The sequence below is a fragment of the Microcoleus sp. BROC3 genome (genome assembly GCF_036702515.1).
In the GTDB taxonomy this organism is placed as follows: Bacteria; Cyanobacteriota; Cyanobacteriia; order Cyanobacteriales; family Microcoleaceae; genus Microcoleus.
In genome coordinates, this window is record NZ_JAUBTQ010000020.1 from 74,260 (window position 1) to 95,512 (window position 21,253).

15 protein-coding genes and 1 tRNA gene are annotated in these 21,253 nt (G+C 46.4%); 9 read left to right on the forward strand and 7 right to left on the reverse strand.

What is annotated here, in order from left to right; genetic code table 11:
• Positions 1-5: 5 nt before the first annotated feature.
• Positions 6-1,220, reverse strand: coding sequence for a class I SAM-dependent methyltransferase (locus tag QUB30_RS14870; protein WP_333334472.1), 1,215 nt, complete (start codon positions 1,218-1,220; stop codon positions 6-8).
• Positions 1,221-1,452: 232 nt separating this feature from the next.
• Complete coding sequence (locus QUB30_RS14875; RefSeq protein WP_333037518.1) at positions 1,453-2,637, reverse strand: NAD(P)H-quinone oxidoreductase subunit H; 1,185 nt, start codon at positions 2,635-2,637, stop codon at positions 1,453-1,455.
• Between the two features lie 57 nt (positions 2,638-2,694).
• On the opposite strand from QUB30_RS14875, the gene rsmH reads away from it, so the two are divergent.
• The 3 genes from rsmH to QUB30_RS14890 all read left to right on the forward strand — a co-directional run bounded on the left by rsmH (position 2,695) and on the right by QUB30_RS14890 (position 6,755).
• Positions 2,695-3,597, forward strand: a complete 903-nt coding sequence (gene rsmH / locus QUB30_RS14880; RefSeq protein ID WP_333334473.1) for a 16S rRNA (cytosine(1402)-N(4))-methyltransferase RsmH — start codon at positions 2,695-2,697, stop codon at positions 3,595-3,597.
• Positions 3,598-4,162: 565 nt separating this feature from the next.
• The gene (locus QUB30_RS14885; RefSeq protein WP_333334474.1) at positions 4,163-5,836 is read left to right on the forward strand and encodes a SpoIIE family protein phosphatase; all 1,674 of its coding nucleotides are present in this window, start codon (positions 4,163-4,165) and stop codon (positions 5,834-5,836) included.
• Between the two features lie 496 nt (positions 5,837-6,332).
• Positions 6,333-6,755: an ATP-binding protein gene (locus tag QUB30_RS14890; protein WP_006633914.1), complete on the forward strand. Its 423-nt coding sequence runs from the start codon at positions 6,333-6,335 to the stop codon at positions 6,753-6,755.
• 591 nt (positions 6,756-7,346) lie between these two features.
• Here QUB30_RS14890 and QUB30_RS14895 read toward each other — a convergent pair.
• A complete protein-coding gene (locus QUB30_RS14895) occupies positions 7,347-7,781 on the reverse strand; it encodes a nuclear transport factor 2 family protein (protein ID WP_333334475.1) in 435 nt (144 codons plus the stop codon).
• A 332-nt stretch (positions 7,782-8,113) separates the two neighbouring features.
• Positions 8,114-9,076 carry an orange carotenoid protein N-terminal domain-containing protein gene (locus QUB30_RS14900; protein ID WP_333334476.1) on the reverse strand — a complete coding sequence of 321 codons (963 nt, stop codon included), beginning with the start codon at positions 9,074-9,076 and terminating at the stop codon, positions 8,114-8,116.
• A 374-nt stretch (positions 9,077-9,450) separates the two neighbouring features.
• Here QUB30_RS14900 and queG point away from each other — a divergent pair, with 374 nt between their 5' ends.
• The 5 genes from queG (at position 9,451) to QUB30_RS14925 (ending at position 13,922) form a co-directional block, all read left to right on the forward strand.
• Complete coding sequence (gene queG / locus QUB30_RS14905) at positions 9,451-10,389, forward strand: tRNA epoxyqueuosine(34) reductase QueG (protein ID WP_333334481.1); 939 nt, start codon at positions 9,451-9,453, stop codon at positions 10,387-10,389.
• Positions 10,390-10,497: 108 nt separating this feature from the next.
• Positions 10,498-11,634, forward strand: a complete 1,137-nt coding sequence (locus tag QUB30_RS14910; protein WP_333334497.1) for a pentapeptide repeat-containing protein — start codon at positions 10,498-10,500, stop codon at positions 11,632-11,634.
• Positions 11,635-11,661: 27 nt separating this feature from the next.
• Complete coding sequence (locus tag QUB30_RS14915) at positions 11,662-12,834, forward strand: SDR family oxidoreductase (protein ID WP_333334499.1); 1,173 nt, start codon at positions 11,662-11,664, stop codon at positions 12,832-12,834.
• A gap of 237 nt (positions 12,835-13,071) precedes the next feature.
• Positions 13,072-13,147: transfer RNA gene (locus tag QUB30_RS14920), tRNA-Val, on the forward strand.
• A 142-nt stretch (positions 13,148-13,289) separates the two neighbouring features.
• The gene (locus QUB30_RS14925) at positions 13,290-13,922 is read left to right on the forward strand and encodes an HAD-IA family hydrolase (RefSeq protein ID WP_333334501.1); all 633 of its coding nucleotides are present in this window, start codon (positions 13,290-13,292) and stop codon (positions 13,920-13,922) included.
• Positions 13,923-13,955: 33 nt separating this feature from the next.
• Here QUB30_RS14925 and QUB30_RS14930 read toward each other — a convergent pair whose 3' ends face one another.
• From QUB30_RS14930 to QUB30_RS14940, 3 genes are all read right to left on the reverse strand, one after another.
• Positions 13,956-14,168, reverse strand: a complete 213-nt coding sequence (locus QUB30_RS14930) for a hypothetical protein (RefSeq protein ID WP_333334503.1) — start codon at positions 14,166-14,168, stop codon at positions 13,956-13,958.
• Between the two features lie 42 nt (positions 14,169-14,210).
• The gene (locus QUB30_RS14935) at positions 14,211-15,038 is read right to left on the reverse strand and encodes an SWIM zinc finger family protein (protein WP_333334505.1); all 828 of its coding nucleotides are present in this window, start codon (positions 15,036-15,038) and stop codon (positions 14,211-14,213) included.
• 276 nt (positions 15,039-15,314) lie between these two features.
• Positions 15,315-18,656 carry a DEAD/DEAH box helicase gene (locus QUB30_RS14940; RefSeq protein WP_333334507.1) on the reverse strand — a complete coding sequence of 1,114 codons (3,342 nt, stop codon included), beginning with the start codon at positions 18,654-18,656 and terminating at the stop codon, positions 15,315-15,317.
• A 346-nt stretch (positions 18,657-19,002) separates the two neighbouring features.
• Between QUB30_RS14940 and QUB30_RS14945 the strand changes: the two genes are divergently transcribed.
• Positions 19,003-21,156, forward strand: coding sequence for a polyribonucleotide nucleotidyltransferase (locus QUB30_RS14945; protein ID WP_333334509.1), 2,154 nt, complete (start codon positions 19,003-19,005; stop codon positions 21,154-21,156).
• Positions 21,157-21,253 lie beyond the last annotated feature (97 nt).

Below are 21,253 nucleotides of genomic sequence, written 5' to 3' on the forward strand. Positions count from 1 at the left end.
AATCACTAATCAGGCACCATCAAACCCTTCAATATTCTCCCCTTCTCCTCCTCCCTCAACCCCTTACACTGCACCAAAACCCCAAAACCCCCCAAACCCATCGGATCGATCAATTGATGCAAAGCCTCCCGTCGGCGCAAAAACGTTGCCACATCCAATACTTCCGCATCATTTGTAGACAGAGAAGCAATACGATCGCCCAAACCCAACGCCATCAAAAACAAAGCCTGCTGAGTAAACCCTACCACATCCAAACCGCACAATTCACCCTGCCTTTCCAGCGCCGTAAAATTAACATGAGCCGTTAAATCCTGCCGCCCCACATTAATATAAGGATTATTGTGATATCGGTGCAGATAATAACACTGTAGCGTCCCCTCCCTGCGCCTCGGATTGTAATAGCGGTGCGCCGGATGGCCGTAATCAATAGTTAACAAATATCCCCGCTGCAACTTTTGAGCAACTGTACTCATCCAGTCCAAAGCCGCCAAATTCACCTCACTGCGATAACCATCCCCATAAACACTCGCCGACAAATCGATGCCCACAAAATCCAAATATTCACCAATTTTCTGGGTGGAAACTTCGCCAACTACCTCAAACAATTTTATTTCTTCTTGTATATTGTTATGAGTTTCGGCAGCAACGTAAATCTCCATAACTTGCCCTTCTTCCAGAATGAATTGATGCACGGGCAAAGCATCCACTAACTCATTAGAAAAGAAACAACCGATTATTGAATTATTAACTATCTCATCCCAATTGCACCACTTAACGCACTTGATATCACATAACTTTTGGCGTTGTTCCGCTTGAAGTCTTGGCGAAATTTCAACAATTATGTATGTTAAATTTTTAAATAAGTCGGGATGTTGCCGTTGCAGATATTGCAGTACATTTTCGGCAAAAATTCCCCGCCCAGCGCCCATTTCTACGATCGCGAAGTTTTGAGGGCGATCGAGCAATTCCCACATTTCCACAAACTGCTCTGCCAAAACCTCCGCAAAATCAGCACTCCAATGAGGCGACGTGATAAAATCGCCTTGTTTGCCGATCGACTGGCGATCGCTATTGTAATAACCGTGCTGCGGATGATATAATGCCAAATCCATATATTCAGCAAAAGTAATTCGCTGCTGGGGACTGGCGGCAATTCTTTCGCAGATTAAAGCACAGAGCTCCGGATTGCTGTCATTGATATCTGGTTGCTGGACTTTCATAATTTATCGAATCAAAGTTGATGTTATTTCATTTGTGAAGGAGAGATTTTTTTTATTAACCGCAGAGGGCGCAGAGGGCACAGAGGAAGAGAGAAGAGAGAAATCAGGTATATTTTAGCTACCTTAACAGCAAAATTAATCGATATCTATCCGCGTTGATCTGGGGTTCAAAAAAATCAACCCGGTTCCCAAAAAAAACCGGGTTAATTTCTTAGATAAAAACCGACAAAACCTACCTGTCAACCGAGCCCATAATAATGTCGATACTCCCCAAAATTGCCACCAAATCCGCAATCTTCACGCCGCGCACAATGTGAGGCAAAATCTGCAAATTATTAAAATCTGCAGCCCGAATCTTCCAGCGCCAAGGAAACACACTATCATCCCCGATAATATAAATCCCCAACTCACCCTTGCCGCTTTCAACGCGGACATAATGTTCGCCCTTGGGAATCTTAAAAGTCGGCGCTACTTTTTTGCCAATAAACTGATAGTCAAAACCATTCCATTCTGATTTGGGACCGCTTTCGAGTCGCTTCGCTTCCAAATTCTCGTAAGAGCCGCCGGGGAGTCCTTTCAAGGCTTGATAGATAATCTTAACAGACTCGCGCATCTCCCGAATCCGTACTAAATACCGGGCTAAACAATCGCCAGCAGCTTCGGTACAAACTTCCCAGTCGAAGTCGTCATAACATTCGTAATGGTCAACTTTCCGCAAATCCCAATTTACGCCGGAACCGCGCAACATAGGGCCGGATAGTCCCCAGTTAATCGCTTCTTCGCGAGAAATAGTACCCAGGCCTTCAATCCGGCGGCGGAAGATTGGATTGTTGGTAATTAAACGTTCGTACTCGTCAATTTTGGGAATGAAGTAATCGCAGAAATCTTCGCACTTATCTACCCAACCGTAAGGCAAATCTGCGGCGACTCCGCCAATGCGGAAATAGTTATTATTCACCATGCGATAACCTGTGGCTGCTTCCCACAAGTCGAGAATTGGTTCGCGATCGCGCATAGTATAGAAAAAAGGAGTTTGCGCGCCCACGTCCGCCAAAAACGGCCCTACCCACATCAAGTGGTTAGCAATCCGGTTCAACTCCAGCATAATTACCCGAATATAACTAGCCCGTTTCGGGACAGCAATATTTGCCAACTTTTCCGGTGCATTCACTGTCACTGCTTCGTTAAACATCCCCGCAGCGTAGTCCCAGCGGCTCACGTAGGGCACGTACATCACGTTGGTGCGATTTTCGGCAATTTTTTCCATCCCCCGGTGCAGATAGCCCAAAACAGGCTCGCAGTCCACCACATCTTCCCCGTCCAGGGTGACAATTAACCGGAGTACCCCGTGCATGGATGGGTGGTGCGGCCCCATGTTGAGCACCATCGGTTCGGTTCTAGTCTCAATTCTTGACATAATTAAATGAATTAATGATTACTGACTATTGTTGATTTTTGTTTCGCTTTATAGATTATGAAGGATATCGAGCTCTCTGAGAAGGATACCCCTGGATCGGATGTCAGTATTGACACCTATCACGTTCCAGTTTTGGGTCAAGAATTAATTGCGGGTTTGGCTGTGCGTCCAGGCGGACACTATTTGGACGCGACGCTTGGGGGCGGCGGACACACGAGTTTGATTTTAGCGGCGGCGGCTGATGTTACAGTGGTGGCGATCGACCGCGACGAACAAGCCATCCGTTTTTGCCAAGCCCGATTTGCCAACTCGCCCGTTGAGTTTTGGCACGGCAACTTTGCTGAATACAAGTCCCCAGATGCCGAATTTGATGGTATCATAGCAGACTTGGGCGTCAGCTCGGCTCAGTTCGATACACCGGAACGAGGATTTAGTTTTCGCCACCCAGCTCAACTAGATATGCGTATGAACCAGCAGCAATCTTTGACGGCAGAAGAGATTATCAATCACTGGGAAGAAGTTAAACTAGCAGATATTATTTATAAGTACGGCGAGGAGCGACTGTCGCGGCGCATCGCGAGGCGGATTGTGCAAAGCCGTCCTTTTCAAACTACAACAGAACTTGCAGGGGCGATAGCCTCCAGCTTCCCCCCCAAGCAGCGCAATGGCAGAATTCATCCAGCCACCCGTACCTTCCAAGCTTTAAGGATAGCTGTCAACTCCGAACTCGCTTCTTTAGAAACTTTCCTCCACCTTGCGCCAAGGTGGTTAAAACCAGGCGGGAGAATCGGAATCATTACATTTCACAGTCTCGAAGACCGACCAGTCAAGCACCAACTCAGAGGAACACCCAGTTTGCAGGTACTTACAAAAAAGCCGATCGGGCCGCAATCCGAAGAAGTAGCTAGAAATCCCCGCTCTCGTTCTGCTAAGCTCAGACTGGCAGAAAGATTAACTTGATTCGGCAGTAGTAATATGCTTGCTGCAAAAAGTTCAGAGATTAGGGGGACTTGAATGCAGCAATCAAGTACGGTTCGGCAAAGATGTAGGGAATAGCGCCAACAACCCACCGCTAACCCTCCGGGTACAGTGGGGCTTGAAATAGAGCCGGTTTTGACCACACTCAGGTAGCAATACAGGAGTTAGTAGTAAGTGTTAAAAATCACACCGAGGAGAGTGCGCAGCTAGTTAAGAACTCTGCAATCAGAGCATTAATTAGTCATTTGGGAGGCTGGTGTGTTTATAAAAGTAGCGACTGCTAACACGGTCGTTGCTCCTATCAAAGCACGAAAGCTGACTCGGGAATTTTCCCTATTGAAGCGGCCTACCGAGGCGGGTTACAGTATCAAAAGCCTCTCATCTGTTGTGCGAACAGATGGTGCGAAAGGAATGCTCACCTTAAGGTAAAACGGGTTTCTTTAACTCAACTTGACGTAACTGATATGTTGCATATATCCAGCCCCCCTTTTCCTCCCGCCACCTTGCTGAATACAGCTATGGTGGGGGTTTTCAAGGGGGAAGAAAGATGAGTCGGGGAGATGGAAGCAAGCTGAAACTGATGGTAGTCGATGACGAACCCGATAACTTGGATTTATTGTACCGGACGTTTCGACGCGACTTTCAAGTTTACAAAGCAGATAGCGCCCTCAGCGCCCTGGAAGTTCTAGACGAACAGGGCGAGATGGCGGTGATTATATCTGACCAGCGGATGCCAGAAATGAATGGCACCGAGTTTTTGGGGAAAACTGTCGAGCGATTTCCCGATACGATTCGGATTCTGCTAACGGGATACACCGATGTTGAAGATTTGGTTGAGGCCATCAACTCAGGTCAAGTTTTCAAATACATCACCAAACCGTGGAATCCAGAAGAACTCAAATTGGTGATCAATCAAGCCTCAGAAACTTACAAATACTACAAGCAGCGCAGCGTTGCACTGCGTCGCGCTTTGCGCAAGGAATCTCTGTTCAATGAGGTCATGAGCGTGATTCGCGGGTCGCTAGATTACTCTAGTATGGTACAAACTATTGTTCAAACCGTAGGTCAAACTTTTGAGGCCAACTATTGTATGCTGCGGCCGGTAGAGGCCGATCGACTATTGCCGAGTACCTTCCCCTACCAAGCCCAAACCGACGAGGCCATTCACTTTTCTTTTGATGAAAATTTGCTGGTTCAAGCCGTAGCCAGCCGCCAAACTCAAGTGAACCCAAACAGTGGGGGGGACGGTAAATCGGTTGAGATTGCCGTGCCCCTGACTTACCAGCAAGAATTGCTGGCGGTACTCGCACTGTGCCAGATTGGGGGCACTAACCCTTGGTCGGCAGAAGATATAGAGTTAATAGAAGGTGTAGCAGCTCAAGCTGCTCTGGCCCTGTCTCAAGCTAAGCTCTACCAGCGCACTCTGGATTTAGCCAAGCAGATGCAAAACGAGTTGGAAGTGGCTCGCCAAATCCAAACAAACTTGTTGCGCCAAAGTTGGCCGGATTTTGAAACTGTCAGAGTGCAAGCTTGCTGCTATCCCGCGCGGGAAGTTGGCGGCGACTTTTTTGAAGTCTACGTCCACTCCCAAGGGGATATTTGGATCGCGGTGGGAGATGTTTCGGGTAAGGGAGTTCCGGCTGCTCTATTTATGGCCAGCGCGATTTCGGTGATGCGGCGGGAACTTTCCCAAGAAGTTTCTCCAGAGCCCGATCGAGTTATGCACAATATGAATAGCAGTATGTCTGACGACCTGATCGGCAACAACCATTTTATTACAATGGTTGTTGCTCGTTACACTCCGTCAACGGGACACCTCGCCTTTGCTAATGCCGGTCACATTTACCCGATCGTTTGGTCTCACTCGGAGGTGAAAGCTCAAGCCGCTAGCGGTAAAACGCCAGCCGAGCCGAATTTCCTGAAAGCTCGCGGCATTCCCTTAGGGATACTGCCAGTTTGGAGGGGCAAAGCAGGTACGATCGAATTAAAGTCAGGAGATGTATTTCTGCTGACGAGTGACGGAATTACTGAAGCTAGCGTGACCACAGAAGCGGTAGCAGGGGGTGTACCAACCCGTTCTATGCTACAACAAGAAGGGCTTTGGCAACTCTTGATTCAGGAACCTGGTTCTTTCAACTTGGACAATTTGTTGGCTCACATCAGAGCTGACAATCCCGTTCAGGAAGACGACCAAACCATACTCTCTCTGGAGGTTCTTTGAATCTGTCAGCGACTCCCGACTATGCGTCGGGAGTGAGAGCCTAAAAAACTTAAGCCCTGCTTGTTGACGGCCCATAGAGTAGTCCTGCAAAGGACGGCGTTATCGTCAACAGTAAAAAACCTAGCCGGCGATGGCGCAGCTAGTTTCCTGAATCGCTTTCCTGGGGGATTAAATACCTGTCAAGGGTTAAGGTAGAAGGCATTCGTCAGAAAAAACCAACGCTTAAAAGCCAAGGATTGAAACACAGATTTTTTATACCTCACTGCTTGCAGTCTCGGTATAATTATCAATTGTTAATGGGCTTTAAGACCCTAACAAAAGTTTTCAACTATACTCTTAACTTCTGCCTTCTACCGACTGACGAATGCCTGATTTTTAAACAGAAAAGGCTAGTATCCCCCGAGTAGCAACAAGTCTTGAGGCCGAATCAATTCGGCGCGTCGTGTTTTATACCTGGTGTCTAGACACAGGGTTTTCAAACTTACGGGATTTTTTTATGAATACTGAGCTTCATGTGCCAAGCGACTTGCGGTTTTTAACAATTGTTGAAAATTGGTTGCTGAGCAGTTTGGAAGTAGAGCTAGGAGAGCACGTCGATTGGCCGCGTCAGTCGAATCGTTTGCGCTTGGTGTTAGCAGAAGCCTATTCTAACGTGATCCGCCATGCTCACAAAGATCAACCCAATTTGCCCGTGTTAATTCGCTTGAATTTAAAAAATAGGGATATTGGTTTAGAAATTTGGGATTACGGTAAAGGTTACGAAATGGATACTTACAATCCCCCGAGGCCGGAAGCTAAACAGGAAAGCGGCTACGGCTGGCTGATTATGAGCAGACTTATGGATCGGGTGGACTACACTTTGCAAATAGACGGTCGCAACTGTCTGAAGTTAGAAGCTAGTTTGCCGGAAAAATCTTAATTAGTCATGAGCCATGAGTCACGAGTCATGAGTGATTGGCAATGCACTTTTTGACTCCCTTTGGCTGTCTGTCGCACGGTGCGGTGACAGCCTCTTTTTCGTGCAGTATCGTCCCCGCAAGGCAAAACTGTAAGATTGTAGGGGTAAAGTCCCGATCGCACAAATACCGAAGAAACGGGGTTTTTATAATGTTAGCGGCACTTCACCAGAGATTTGGGTAAAAAACCCGGTTTCTGCCTCATTGTGGCGATAAAAAGTGTTTTGACTCAGATATTGCACCATTTTCAATTAGCCAGTCCAGGACGCAAAAACCCGGTCTCTGCACGTAATTTGGTCGTATACGCTCGATTGCGACAACGAGAAACCGGGTTTTTTTGGGAAGCGTGCGATCGCGAACTGTTAGCCTTTTACGGGCGGGCTATCAGAGCAACGGCCCACAATCAAACTCACTCTTGGCTTCACCGACCGAAAAGCCTGTTAAGCGAGAATGGTGGAATACGGGAGTTTTGAGCTGTTGATAGCGTGACTTTAGGCCCTACCTGCGCTCAACAGGTCAAACCCAAATATGCAATTTAAATGTGAAACAGCTTATTAAACATCAAATTTCTTATGTGGCCGCAGATTTAGCAATTCTTGGGGAGAAGCTAACAGCTTGACGGTGACAGAAAGGATTTGTTGGTGAGAATTGAACACGAACCGCCATCCGACATTAATACCAAATATGGATGTTTGCACCCTGCCGCTAACCTGAACTTCAACTTGGCCATCTTCTAAAGTTTTGCTTACACCTTGCTGGGGTTGTAGCTGCATTCCTCGCGCTTCTGTTTTTAGATAAGTGGCGATCGAGCTTTTACCGATAATTGGCTCCTCAAACGGCGCGTGCAGAACCCCGTCATCAGCAAACAAATTAGCAGTCGCTGCAAAATCGCCCGCGTTTAAAGTTTCAAAATATCGCAGTACCGCTGGGTTTGTGATGCCTGCAATCTTTATAGAGCTAGTTAAAATAGGTCGAGTTGTGGCGGTCATAAAACAAGTGATTTCAGATGAATGAGTATACTGTAATCATTCTCTTTGTCGCAGCAAATCCCTCAAAAGATATAAGTAGAGCCAGGAAAATAATTCTCCGAAAAAAGGAGGAACCGGAGAAGGTCGATCGCAGCTTTCAGAGCGATCGACCACAATCAATACTACTTTCAAAAAACGCAAGTGTAAGCAAGCTGCAAACCCTTATGCCATCAGTCATTTCCAATCCTTCAATTCTTGAATCTAAAATCTAAAATCTAAAATGATATAAACCCAGACACCTGCCGGCATCTGGGTTTTTGTAGAGTCTATTTGACTGACCGAACCAGAATATCCTATTTGCGCATCAAATTGAGCAATTCTTTAGGAGATGCCAACAAGTCGATCGCCACAAAGAAAATTTGACCTTGGGGATCTAGCAAAAACCGCCACGCGATGTTCATGCCCACATTCGCGCCAAACCAGGGAGTTTCGACTTTGCCGGTGACTTTCACTTGTCGGTAGCCATCTTCTGCGGGCTCGGACACGCCTTGCTGCGGCATCATTTTCAGTCCGACGCACTCTTCCCGCATATAGTTGAGGATGGCTTCGCGACCGACGATCGGCTTTTGGAAAGGCGGTTGCAGGGCACCTTCTTCAGCAAATAAACCGACGGCTGGGGTGAAGTCGAAAGCGTTCATGTAGTCGATGTAGTTGAGGACAGTCTGCTCGCTGATACCCTCAATTTTGGTTTTCACCCGCTCTTCTGGAGCGGTGGGAGTGCTGCGGGGGGCCAAGCGTTTGCCGTACTCTTGGCTGAAATCGGGGTCGTAGCCCATGTGAACTACGGTATTGCGAAGTACGGTAATTTGCTGGCCAGGATCTAGTTTCTTAATGGTTTCAAGAACTGTGGTGGCTTCGGGAGACATTTGATAGCCAGGGGGGATCGGAGCGACAAGGCCCTGTTTCATCAACTGTCCCAACTCGTACCAGAAACCGAGTTTGGTATTGACGCGCAAGGAAGTGTAAATCCGGCCGATCGGGGTGTCGGCGTTGCTGGCTAGGTCAAACATGGTTTTGCTTTGCTCAGCCGCCGACATCTGCTTAATGTCGTTGAGGACGCCTTCGACAAGCGCCATGCTGGCTACTCCTGGGGCGGCGGCGGTGATGGAAACACCCATTTCGGTGTAGGCATACCAGAGCAGTGCCAGTTGGTCTTCAACGCTGAGTTTGTAGAACGCTTCGGTGGTAGCCGGAACAATGCTAGCAATCTCGGTGTTGGAAAAAATAGATTGAGCTGATTGAATGCTAACTGCCATGTGTCTTTTGTGAGATTTGTGATTTTAGTGAGGTACTTGAGTTAGGGACTCTCAAGCTGCCTTGATTAAAATTATGTAACGTTTTGTTAACTTTTGCAAATATAAATTACATATGGCTGAGTTACAAAACAATAATCAATAATTTGGTAAAGTGCGATCGGGGTCACTAGAGTGTACGCCGAATTAGTTTATTTAAGAAGCCTGCTGTTAAAATCGCTTTGCTTATCATATAAATAGGACTTACGCAAGGGAGCAATTTTTACACTATCTATGGGGGTAAGGTGCAATTGCGTACAATACAGATAGTGTCTATGCGTAAATTCTGATAAAATCAAAATAGTCAATACAAAAGGTAAATATTTGCCTGGTCTCAAATGAAAGCGCCAATTAGCAGCATTTTGGTGAAGCAAAAAGCCTTAGAGTTGGGATTTCACAAGGTTGGGATAGCCTTGGCAGAAGAGGGCACCGACAGGGAGGCACAAAGGTTGCAGGCATGGTTGGAGAAAGGCTATCAAGCGGATATGGGATGGATGGCTAACCCGAAACGTCAGGATATTCGCGCTTTAATGCCAGAGGTGAAGTCCTTAATATGTCTCGCCATCAATTACTACACGCCTCACCAACGCCCGGGCGGTTCCGAATATGCGAAAATCTCTCGTTACGGCTGGGGAAGGGATTATCATAAAATCCTGCACAAAAAACTTAAGGTTTTGGCAAATTGGCTGCGATCGCAAGGCGAGGGAATTGAAGCGCGGTATTATGCTGATACTGGCCCCATTCAGGATAAGGTGTGGGCGCAGCGGGCTGGGATTGGCTGGATTGCCAAAAATGGTAACGTAATTTCGCGCGAATACGGTTCTTGGGTTTTTTTGGGCGAAATCTTGACTAATTTGGAGTTAGCGCCGGATGAGTCCCATACGGAACATTGCGGTACTTGCACTCGCTGCATTGAGGCGTGTCCGACGGGGGCAATTACTGAGCCTTTTGTGGTGAATGCCGATCGATGTATAGCCTATCACACGATCGAGAATCGAGCCGAAAAATTGCCCGACGAAATTGCATCTAATTCACAAGGTTGGGTAGCAGGTTGCGACATTTGTCAGGATGTTTGTCCTTGGAATCAGCGATTTGCCAAACCAACTGATGTTGCAGAATTTGAGCCTTATCCTGAAAACATAGCGCCGACACTTGCAGAATTAGCAGAAATTTCCGATGAAGAGTGGAACCGCAGATTTACAGCTTCGGCGCTGCGGCGAATTAAGCCGGAAATGCTGCGGCGGAATGCGAAAGCAAATCAAATTAATAGTCAGTAGTCAAAAGTCATCAGTCATTAGTTAGTTGTTATTTTTTACTGTTCTTTATTGGTTGTAACTCCCAACTTCCCGATCCCAATTCCCATTAATAAAGACTAGATTTAACAAATGTCAGCCAATGAACCTAGAGAATACGATGCAGTTTTGGGCGCGAAAAATCCACCTCCAATTAATGCTGAAGTCTTGGACGGCATCGCAGGATTCAAAAGCCGCTTAGCAAGTCCGTCAGTTGAAGCAAAGCTAGCAGCGCTTTGCGATGCCATAAACTACGGAGATGCTGGTTTAGAAGCAGCAATTGCAGTTTTTGACGACGACGATGCGGAGGAGCGGGTGCTAGCTACTGCTGCTGCGATATTTGGCCGGGAAGAACAAATCAGTTTGCTAAAAAAAAGTGCATCAAATTGGAATAAATGGAGAGTCAACAACCAACTTTTTTTGGGTGGTTTTGTAGACTTGAGTTGGGCAGATTTGAGCGAAGCTAATTTGAGCGGCACCAACCTGAGAGAGTCTAATTTAGCCGGAGGAAATTTTGAAAACAGCAATTTGCAAAAAGCAAAAATATTTCAGAGTAATTTGGAGGTAACTAATCTGAGGAAGGCCGATTTGAGCGGAGCGAACTTGAGAAAAGCTAATCTCAGCGGGGCTGATTTGCAAGGAGCTAATCTCAGTTTAGCCAACCTCCGATCGGTTAATTTGCGGGAAGCTAATTTATCTCAAAGCATTTTGAAAAAAGCTAAACTCTGCGGGGCTGATTTGAGCGGGGCGGATTTGACTGGTGCTGACTTGAGCGGGGCTGACTTAAGTGGGGCCAAGCTGGACGGGGCTAATTGTGCAGGAGCTAATCTGGCCGGTATTAAACTAATTAGATCGAATTGGAACGGGTGTAATTTTACCGGGTTTGTATTTAAAGGAGCTAATTTTCGGTGGAGTAAATTCGCTAGAAGTTGTTTTCATGGAGCTAATTTACAGGGTGCTAATTTAGAGAGAACGGATTTTACAACTGCTGATTTATCCGGCGCAGACTTGACTCAAGCTAATCTTTGCGATGCTGATTTGAGTAGAGCTGTTTTGACGGGTGCTAATCTGAGCGGTGCTGTTGCTAAAAGAGCCAATTTTTTGAAAGCAAATCTCAGCGAGGCTAATTTCAATGGGGCTAATCTGAGCGGTTCTATTCTTAAAAAAGTTAGTAACATCGATCGCGCGAGTTTTGCTGGAGCTAATCATACCGGATGTAGCTGGACATGATATTATTTACAGCACTAGAGATTTAAAATGAATAAACCGCAGCGCTGTTTTGTGTGCAAGGATAGTTTTCAAGAAGGACATTGTTTTTATCGGGGTTTGTGTTTTAATTGCGGCGAAATTAATTATGCAAAACGCAACCAAACTGCTAATTTGCAGGGGTTATTTGCTTTGGTAACAGGAGCGAGGGTGAAAATTGGGTATGCTGTAACTTTGAGGTTGTTGAGGGCTGGTGCTGCTGTAGTTGCTACTACTCGTTTTGCTCGAAACGCTGCTAGGAGATATGCGAAAGAAGCGGATTTTTGCGAGTGGAGCGATCGACTGCACGTTTACGAGTTAGATTTGCGGTATATTGCCGGCATTCAGCGATTTGCAGAACACGTCATCTGCTGCTATCCGCGACTTGATATTATTGTCAACAATGCTGCTCAAACTGTTCGCCGCCCTCCTGAATTTTACCAGCATTTGAGGGATTTTGAAGCTCTGCCTTTTGAGGATTTGCCTGCTGAAATTCAGCGCCTGCTGGCGCGATCGCACTTTTTAACTGAAAGTGTTGCTGAGGATATCCCAAAGTCGATCGCAGAATCGGCTCCAAATCGCCACAGTGAAATCCCCACGGTTTTTAAGATGGAGCGAGAGAATCAATTATCCGAGCCATCTGATTTTAGTTTGTTTCCGGCCGGAATGTACGATCGCGACGGACAGCAACTCGATTTGCGTCCTTTCAACAGTTGGCTGATGAAGGATGATGAGGTGAGCATTTTGGAATTGTTGGAAGTTCACGTTATCAATGCGATCGCTCCTTTTGCGATCAACAGCAGGCTCAAGCGACTGATGAATAATTTTCCTGAAAGTTGCAAATATATTGTCAATGTTTCTTCAAAGGAAGGGCAATTTAACGGTGACAAACCTTGGCGGCACCCGCATACAAATATGGCAAAAGCAGCGCTGAATATGATGACTCGTACCTGTGCTTCCGAGTATGCGAAACACAAAATTTTTATGAATGGTGTAGATCCGGGATGGATCAGTTTTCAGCACCCTTACCCTCAAGTTTTAGCAATGCAGCAACGCGGCGTTCAACCTCCCTTTGATGTTGTCGATGCCGCCGCGCGGATTTGCGATCCGATTTATTTGGGAGTAAATGAGGGACGATATTTTTATGGGAAGTTATTTAAAGATTATGCTGAGTCGCAGTGGTAATGGTAATTTAAGTTACTTTTGGCTGTACAGTGTGTCAGGTTGTACATTCTTACTTTGAACAGAAAGTATGTTGCGGGCGCACCGTTTGCTGCGGGCGTGGATTAGTTGTGAGATTGTTGGTTTGTATCACAAATAATGCTAGCTGACGCGCCTTACTTAATTATGATATTTATTGTGGTACGGTGCGTCAGTTCTGAGATTTAGAAATTTTTGCATTTAAAATGTAGAATGAAATGGGGCAGCGTAGCTTAGTGGTAGAGCGATTGCCTCTACAAGGCGAAAGACAACCGTTTGATTCGGTTCGCTGCCACCAGCAACGTAGTTTAAATGACAGAATTCCTTGGAGCATACCAGGAGATGCGGGTGCAAATCCCGCCGTTGCTATCATTTGTTTTGACAAGTAAGAGGGAATAGGTAATATAGAAGTGATTACCTATTCCTGATTTTTTTGCTCAATGATCGAAGTAATTATTTTTGATTTTGACGGTACGTTAGCAGATACGATCGATATTCTTCTGAGCATAACCAACCGTTTGTCAGTTGAATTGGGCTTTAAGTCGGCAACCAAAGAGGAACTGGCTCAACTTAGCAATTTAAATTCTTGGCAAATTCTGAGGTATTCGGGAATTTCCATCTTCAAATTCCCGCTGCTAATTAGGAAGCTGAAAGCAGAGGTGCGGAGGGAAATTCCTAATATTCATTTATTTTGCGGGATTAAAGAAGTTTTGTTAGAGTTAAAAAACAACGGTTTCCAACTGGGTATTATTACCTCTAATTCTCGGGAAAATGTCTTGGGAACTCTGGAAAAATATGGGTTGCAAGATACCTTTAATTTTATTTATTCAGGAACAACTTTTGGAAAACATAAAGTAATTAATCGGTGGTTAAATAAACAAAAAATCAATCCCGAAAAAGTCGTTTATGTAGGAGATGAGATTAGAGATATAGAAGCAGCTAAAAAAACTAAAATTAAAGTAATTGCTGTCGGTTGGGGTTTTAATTCTCGGTCAGCTTTGGCGGCACACAATCCCGATTTTTTGATCGAACGCCCCCAGGAATTAATCGGAGTTATCAATAATCTGAAATGATTGTAATGTTGTTTGAGGGAATGTTACAAAGCTTTAAGCATTAAAAACTTTGTGCGCGATCGGTTGAAAAGCTCGATCGATGCTGATATAAAAATTAGTAGCAAGATTCCTTCGTTCACCAAATTGGAACAGCCTTATGTCAGCATTTGAGACTTTCTTAACTTTTAGCTTTGCTTCGATCTTCGCCGTAGCCACTTTGGCAACTTGGTTGCGCTTCACAAACCCGCCTTCTACTGCTAAACGCAATTAGAAATCGTAGCCCCAAGGGCTATAATCATACAAAAAAAGTTAATCTCCTTCGCCCCGTTTCAGTGCTGCTAAAACTGCTTGCTGGCTAACTGCTTGATAAATTTTGGCAAAATGCTGCTTTAGCACCTCGGATGCGGGCGATGATTTGCTAGCGGTTCCTTTTCCGTCGGTTGCGAGGGGAATTGGGCCTAAGATATCTAATACTGTTTCGCTGCTGGGTGGGGGTACAATTACTACTAGAGATGATTCTAGCTGCTGGTTGTATTCCCAAAAGCGATCGACCTTCGGCAATTTAGAATTCGCAGCGGGGGAATTTTCCCCCGAGTTGAGTTGGGAATTTTCGTCTCCTTGCGTACCTCGTCTTTGACGGAGTGCTGTCAAAATTTGCTCTTTTGTTCGGCCTCGCAATTGAAAGAGTACGAAGGGGTCTTCACTGAAGCGATCGCCCAATAAGTAGTAGACTGCACTGATGTGTTTGCAAGGGTTTTTGGGGTCAGGACAGCTACAGCGCGATCGAATATCTGACAAGCTTAACGGAAATAGCGTTTTGCCGGCTGCTGCAAATACATCCTCAATATTGTGCGGCATTTCTCCTGCTAAGAGTTTAGCTGAAAAAACAGCTCTTTGTGACATATTTTCAATCACGTAATCCCAATCTTCATCAGTCAATGTATCGAGCCCTAAAGAAACTTGATAGGGTTTTGGATCTGTTCCTTGAACTATGGCAATTACTTCTCGATCCGGAAATTTAATGCTGAGAACTTTACCCTCGCGCGCGTATTGCCAGCCACGTTCTAAGCGTTTTTTGAAGCGGTAGGTATTGATTAAATCTAACCACTGTTGGGTCCACCATTCTCTGTCAATCATTTATTTGGGAATTTGGAATTGGGCATCGGGCATTGGGAATTGGTAATTGGGATGCTGGAGTCAATCGATTTGAGATTTGAGATTTGAGATTTTAGACTGAAGCATTGACCCTACGGATAAATTCGGGGGCAAGTTTCATCGGATACAGGTTTTTTATTTCTCCACGGATGAATCCGGGGGCTTGTATCCTGGATGCTGGAGTCAGAAAGGAAAAAACAGCTATCCGTGTATCCGTGACATCCGTGTCGTGCTGTTGGGAATTGGTAATTAAGCACATTATTCTTCTTCGGTTTCTATAATAGCATTGCGATCGAGAATTAGTAAATTGCGAAGTTGGTCTGTATCGAGTTCGGTAAGCCAGTTTTCGCCGGCACTGACCACTTGTTCGGCTAGAGCTTTCTTACTTTCGATCATATCGTGTATTTTCTCCTCTAACGTGCCCGTGCAGACAAATTTGTGGACTTGCACATTGCGGGTTTGACCGATGCGAAATACGCGGTCAGTTGCCTGATTTTCTACTGCGGGATTCCACCATCTGTCATAGTGGAAAACGTGGGTTGCTCTGGTTAAGTTCAAACCTGTGCCGCCTGCTTTTAAAGATAAAATCATAATCGGCGGGCCTTGGGGATCGTGCTGGAAGCGATCGATCATTTCTTCCCGCTGCTGTTGCCGAATTCCGCCGTATAGAAACAAAACTTCTCGCCCTAAATGCTGTTCTAGATGGGGTTTCAGGAGTTTTCCCCATTCGGCAAACTGAGTAAAAATTAAAGCCCGATCGCCCTCAGCGATCACCTCTTCTAACATTTCCACCAACCGCTGCAATTTCCCCGATTCCTGACTCTTAATCCCCAATTCTTTCGGCTTTGCTTCTGCTTTCACAAGAGCCGGATGGTTGCAAAGTTGCTTGAGTTTTACCAGCAAAGCCAGAATCATTCCCCGGCGCTGAATGCCTTCGGCTGAGTCTAATTCAGCTATTGACTCTTCGACTATTTTCTGATATAATACCGCCTGTTGAGCCGCCAGCCCGCAAAATACAGTCATCTCCTGTTTTTCGGGCAAATCTTGGATGATTTCTTTGTCAGTTTTCAGGCGGCGGAGGATGAAAGGCCGAACGAGCGATCGCAAAGTCTGCAAAGATTCTCGATCGCCGTATTTCTCGATCGGAATTGCAAATCGGCGCTGAAAGAAATTGCGCGGCCCCAAATAGCCAGGATTCAGAAACTCCAAAATTGACCACAATTCTTGCAGTCTATTTTCCACCGGAGTTCCCGTCAGCGCAATTTTAAAAGATGCCTCGATTTGCCGCACAGCTTGCGACTGCTTCGCCTCGGAATTTTTAATATTTTGCGCTTCATCTAAAACCAATCCTTGCCATTTAATGCCTTGAAATTCCTTCGCATCGCGAAACACCAGGGCATAACTGGTAATTATTAAATCCTTTCCTTTAATTTCAGCCGCAAATGCTTTGCCTTTAGCGCGTTTGTCTCCGTGGTGAACTAACACTTTTAGCGTCGGGCCAAATTTCTTGACTTCCCGCTCCCAGTTGCCCAATACTGATGTCGGACAAACCAGTAATGTTGGCGCTTCTAGGGCATCTTGTTCCTGTAAGTGCACGAGGAAAGCAATTAGCTCGATGGTCTTCCCTAATCCCATATCGTCCGCGAGACAAGCACCCAAACCCCAGCGTTCTAAGAATGCTAACCAGCCTGCTCCTAGCGCTTGATAAGGTCGCAATTGTCCTCGGAAACTAGCCGGAGTTGCGATCGCACTTACCGCTTGATTATCGCTCAAAGTATTCAACAATTCCTGAAGCTGACCCGTAGCCTCAAAATTCACCACAGGCAATTTTTCGATCATCTGAGAATCGCCCGACGCCAAACGCAAAGCATCCTCCAAAGAAAGAGTCATTTGCTCTTTGCGGCTGGCAAAAAAAGTTTGAGCCGCTTTCACATCCGGCGCGCGCAACTCCACCCACTCGCCGTTAATTTCCACCAAAGGCGAATTCAACGCAATCAATCTGTCAAACTCTGCCTTAGAAATGCGCTGTCCGCCGATCGTCAATTCCCACTTAAAATTTAGCAGACTTTGCAATCCCAACCCGCCTTTTGCCGGAGTCACTTTCGGAGTTTCCGCTTGAATGCTCAAACCCAAACGACTCGCCCAACCATCCGTTTTTGTCAAACTCGGCGGCAAAACTACGCCCAACCCGCTATCAGCAAACCGCCAAGCTACAGACTTAATAAACTCGTAAGCTTGCAGCGGATTTAATTGGCAAGATTGAGGGCGCTGTGCTTGCAAACTCGGTTCAATTAACGGATAAAGTTTCGAGGCTAAACCCAAGCCGCTGAGCAAAGTTTCTTGAGGCAATTCTATTGTCCGCCCCGCATAAGCCAAACGCTCAACAGAGTTGTTCCAAACAGTTGTCGCGTCAACCAAAAATTCTGTTTCATCTGCTGCTTGCAAGCAATAATTTAAATTCCAGTTGGCTTTACCAGGAGACGGCGGTATGAGTTGAAAGCAAGTGCGAAATTGACTTTGTTGAGATAATTGGTTTTGCAGCGGTGCAGTCCAAGCATTCAACTTGTTTCCCAAGTTTTCTAGTGCTGCTGTTTCTACTTGAAAAATCCCAGATTCCTGCTGCAAAGCTTGCAACCACTCGCGGGTTGGAGAAACTGTTTTGATATCTAAAGTTGAGCTACCAGCCGATCGCACTTGACTATCTACAATACTGCTCAAAAAGCCTAACACCAATTCCTCCGCCCCCATCGGCAAATCCACCGCTAAAGGCAATTGACTGGATTCTTCTTCCTTTTCCCCTCTTCCTTCTTCCTTCTTCCTGACATCCGTTACATCCGTTACATCCCGTACATTGCTCGTTGCCGAACTTCCTTCTTCCTTCGATTGATATGTTCTGCAAGCAGTTGGCATTTGCTTGACAAAAGTGGCGAGGCGGAGTGTATCTGTAGAACTGTCTAACAGAGGTTGCCATTTGGCAATAGCAGAACCGTCGGACTGTTTCTCCAATCCCGGCAAGAATTTGCATCTTGCCAACAAATCCAAACTCCACCTAGCAATATGAGACCAAAAACGCAAATCTGAGCCGACAAAAGAGTCTGGTTCCGTGCTGTTAAGCGGTAGTGATTGCAAGAAAACAAAAGCTGCTTGAGGGTTGAGAAAATAACCCTCAACTTGCCAGGGATAAAGGTAAATTTCCTCGGTTTTAGCGGGTTCCTCAAGTGCTGCTGCTGAGTGCTGCGGCATCAGACTTGCGTTCGATTCTGAGATTTGGGTGGGAAGTGCGATCGCCCGAATTTGCCTTTGAATTGAGGAGTTTTGGGCGGTAATTTCTGCTGCGTTTTGAGTTTTGGGCGATCGCCTAGTTTTTTTGCTTGTTTCCGGTGCAGTTGCGGCGGTTTCCGGTAATTGCCAGTTGAGTTTTCCCGACTGCTGCAAGGAAGTTAGGAAAGTTTTCAATTCAGCTTCGCTCATTGCCAATGGATGGGGAATATTTATCGATTCAACAATGTCTGTCGCCCCTATTTTTCGCCAAGTTTCTCCCCAGATAAATAAGCCGCTTTTTTCGCAGTCGAGCAGCCAAGTGCCGTGTAAAATTGCCATTTTATTGAACCCTGATAACTTGATTATTTGCAAGATTTACTACAGCAATCTTGTTTGATTTGTAAAAAAGTTTTTTTAACGAATCTGAAAATTACTCAATAGTCAACTGACAACAGTCAACTGACAACTGACAAATGAAAATTTATCCTACCATCTATTTCAGATATTGGGCGAGCGATCGCCCCATACCTGAAAAATAAAAGAGTATAAATGCTTACAATCGAGACGCCGACAGTCGATCGACACCGAATTATCCCTGTCTTTTTGTCGCTGACTCTCAAACCTCCTGTGGTAATGTTACGATCCCGACAGAGAAAGAATGTGGTAGATAAGGAAGCAGTGCTACATGGTAGAGATAGACAAGTCAATATCCTTCGATGGACGGGATATTAGACTGAAGATTGGTTTACTAGCGCCTCAAGCAGGCGGTGCAGTTTTGATTCAGTCGGGTGACACGGCGGTTTTAGTGACGGCAACTCGATCGCAGGGGAGAGAGGGAATTGATTTCCTGCCCCTGTTGGTTGATTACGAAGAGAGACTATACGCTGGCGGTAAAATTCCCGGTGGATTTTTGCGCCGGGAAGGGCGTCCCCCGGAAAAAGTGACTCTCACGGGTCGTTTGATCGATCGACCGCTGCGCCCGCTATTTCCAAGCTGGCTGCGAGATGACATCCAAGTTGTAGCCACAACGCTGTCGATGGACGAACAAGTGCCGCCGGACGTTTTGGCGGTGACGGGGGCTTCGGTGGCCATACTGCTGGGGAAAATGCCGTTTTACGGGCCGATGGCGGCGGTGCGAGTCGGTTTGGTAGGGGACGATTTCATCATCAACCCAACTTACAGCGAAATCAAAGAAGGCGAGTTGGATCTCGTGGTAGCCGGTTCTCCTGATGGAGTAATCATGGTGGAAGCCAGCGCGAACCAATTGCCGGAACAGGATATCATCGAGGCGATCGACTTCGGCTACGAAGCAGCCTGTGACTTGATTCAAGCCCAGCGCGAAATTATGGCGGAATTGGGCATCGATTTGGTGGTAGAGGAACGGCCATCGCAAGATTCGGCCCTGGAAACCTTCATTCGCGATCGCGCCCAAGAACCCATCCGCATCATTTTGTCAAGATTTGAAAAAGACAAAACAATACGGAATGCAGCATTGGACGAAGTTAAGGCAAATGCAGTCGAAGCTGCGATCGCCGAACTCCCGGAAGAGGACCCGGTAAAACTAGCCGCCACCGCCAACAGCAAGGCGATCGGCAACGTTTTCAAAGACGTTACCAAAAAAATGATGCGGAAGCAGATCCTCGAAGATGGCATCCGCGTAGACGGTCGCAAGCTAGACGAGGTGCGACCCGTTTCTTGTCGCGTAGGCGTGCTGCCGTCGCGAGTACACGGCTGTGCGCTGTTTAATCGGGGGTTGACCCAAGTCTTGTCCGCAGCTACCCTGGGAACCCCGGGCGATGCCCAAGATTTAGGAGACGACTTGCACCCGCAGCAAGACAAACGCTACTTGCATCACTACAATTTCCCGCCGTTTTCCGTGGGAGAAACCAAGCCGATGCGATCGCCCGGAAGGCGAGAAATCGGTCACGGAGCCCTGGCAGAACGCGCTTTGCTGCCCGTTTTGCCATCCAAAGAAGATTTCCCCTACGTGATTCGCGTAGTTTCAGAAATCCTTTCTTCCGACGGTTCCACCTCAATGGGTTCAGTTTGCGCCTCAACGCTAGCATTAATGGATGCAGGCGTTCCCCTTTCCCAACCCGTCAGCGGCGCGGCAATGGGCTTAATTAAAGAAGGCGATGAAGTCCGAATTTTGACTGACATTCAGGCAATTGAAGACTTTTTAGGCGACATGGACTTCAAAGTAGCCGGTACCGACACCGGCATTACTGCTTTGCAAATGGACATGAAAATCAAAGGTTTATCCTTAGATGTGATTGCTACCGCCATCCGCCAAGCCAAACCGGCCAGACTGCACATTTTAGAAAGAATGCTGGCAACGATCGACACTCCCCGCAAGGAAATGTCGCCGTTTGCACCGCGTTTGCTAACCCTGAAAATCGATCCGGAATTTATCGGTTTGGTAATTGGGCCGGGTGGCAAAACGATCAAAGCCATCACCGAAGAAACCGGTGTCAAAATAGACATCGAAGACGACGGAACCGTGACAATTGCTGGCAACGACAGCGAAAAAGCTCAGCGGGCTTACAACATTGTCCAAGGCATGACGCGCAAGTTAAATGCAGGAGACGTGTATGTCGGCCGCGTAACTCGAATTATTCCGATCGGCGCTTTTGTGGAAATTTTGCCAGGAAAAGAAGGCATGATTCACATTTCCCAGTTAGCGGACTACCGCGTCGGGAAAGTGGAAGACGAGTTAGCTGTGAACGACGAAGTGATTGTCAAAGTGCGAGAAATTGACAATAAAGGTCGAATTAATTTGACCCGCTTGAACATTCATCCCGACGAAGCGGTAGCCGCCCGCGAAGCGCTGAATAAATAGTTGAGAGTTGGTAATTGGTAATTGCTTGTAAAGTAATTGCTAATTGCTAATGGGTAACGGGCAATTAGTAATGGCTAATTGCTAATTGAGATTAAAT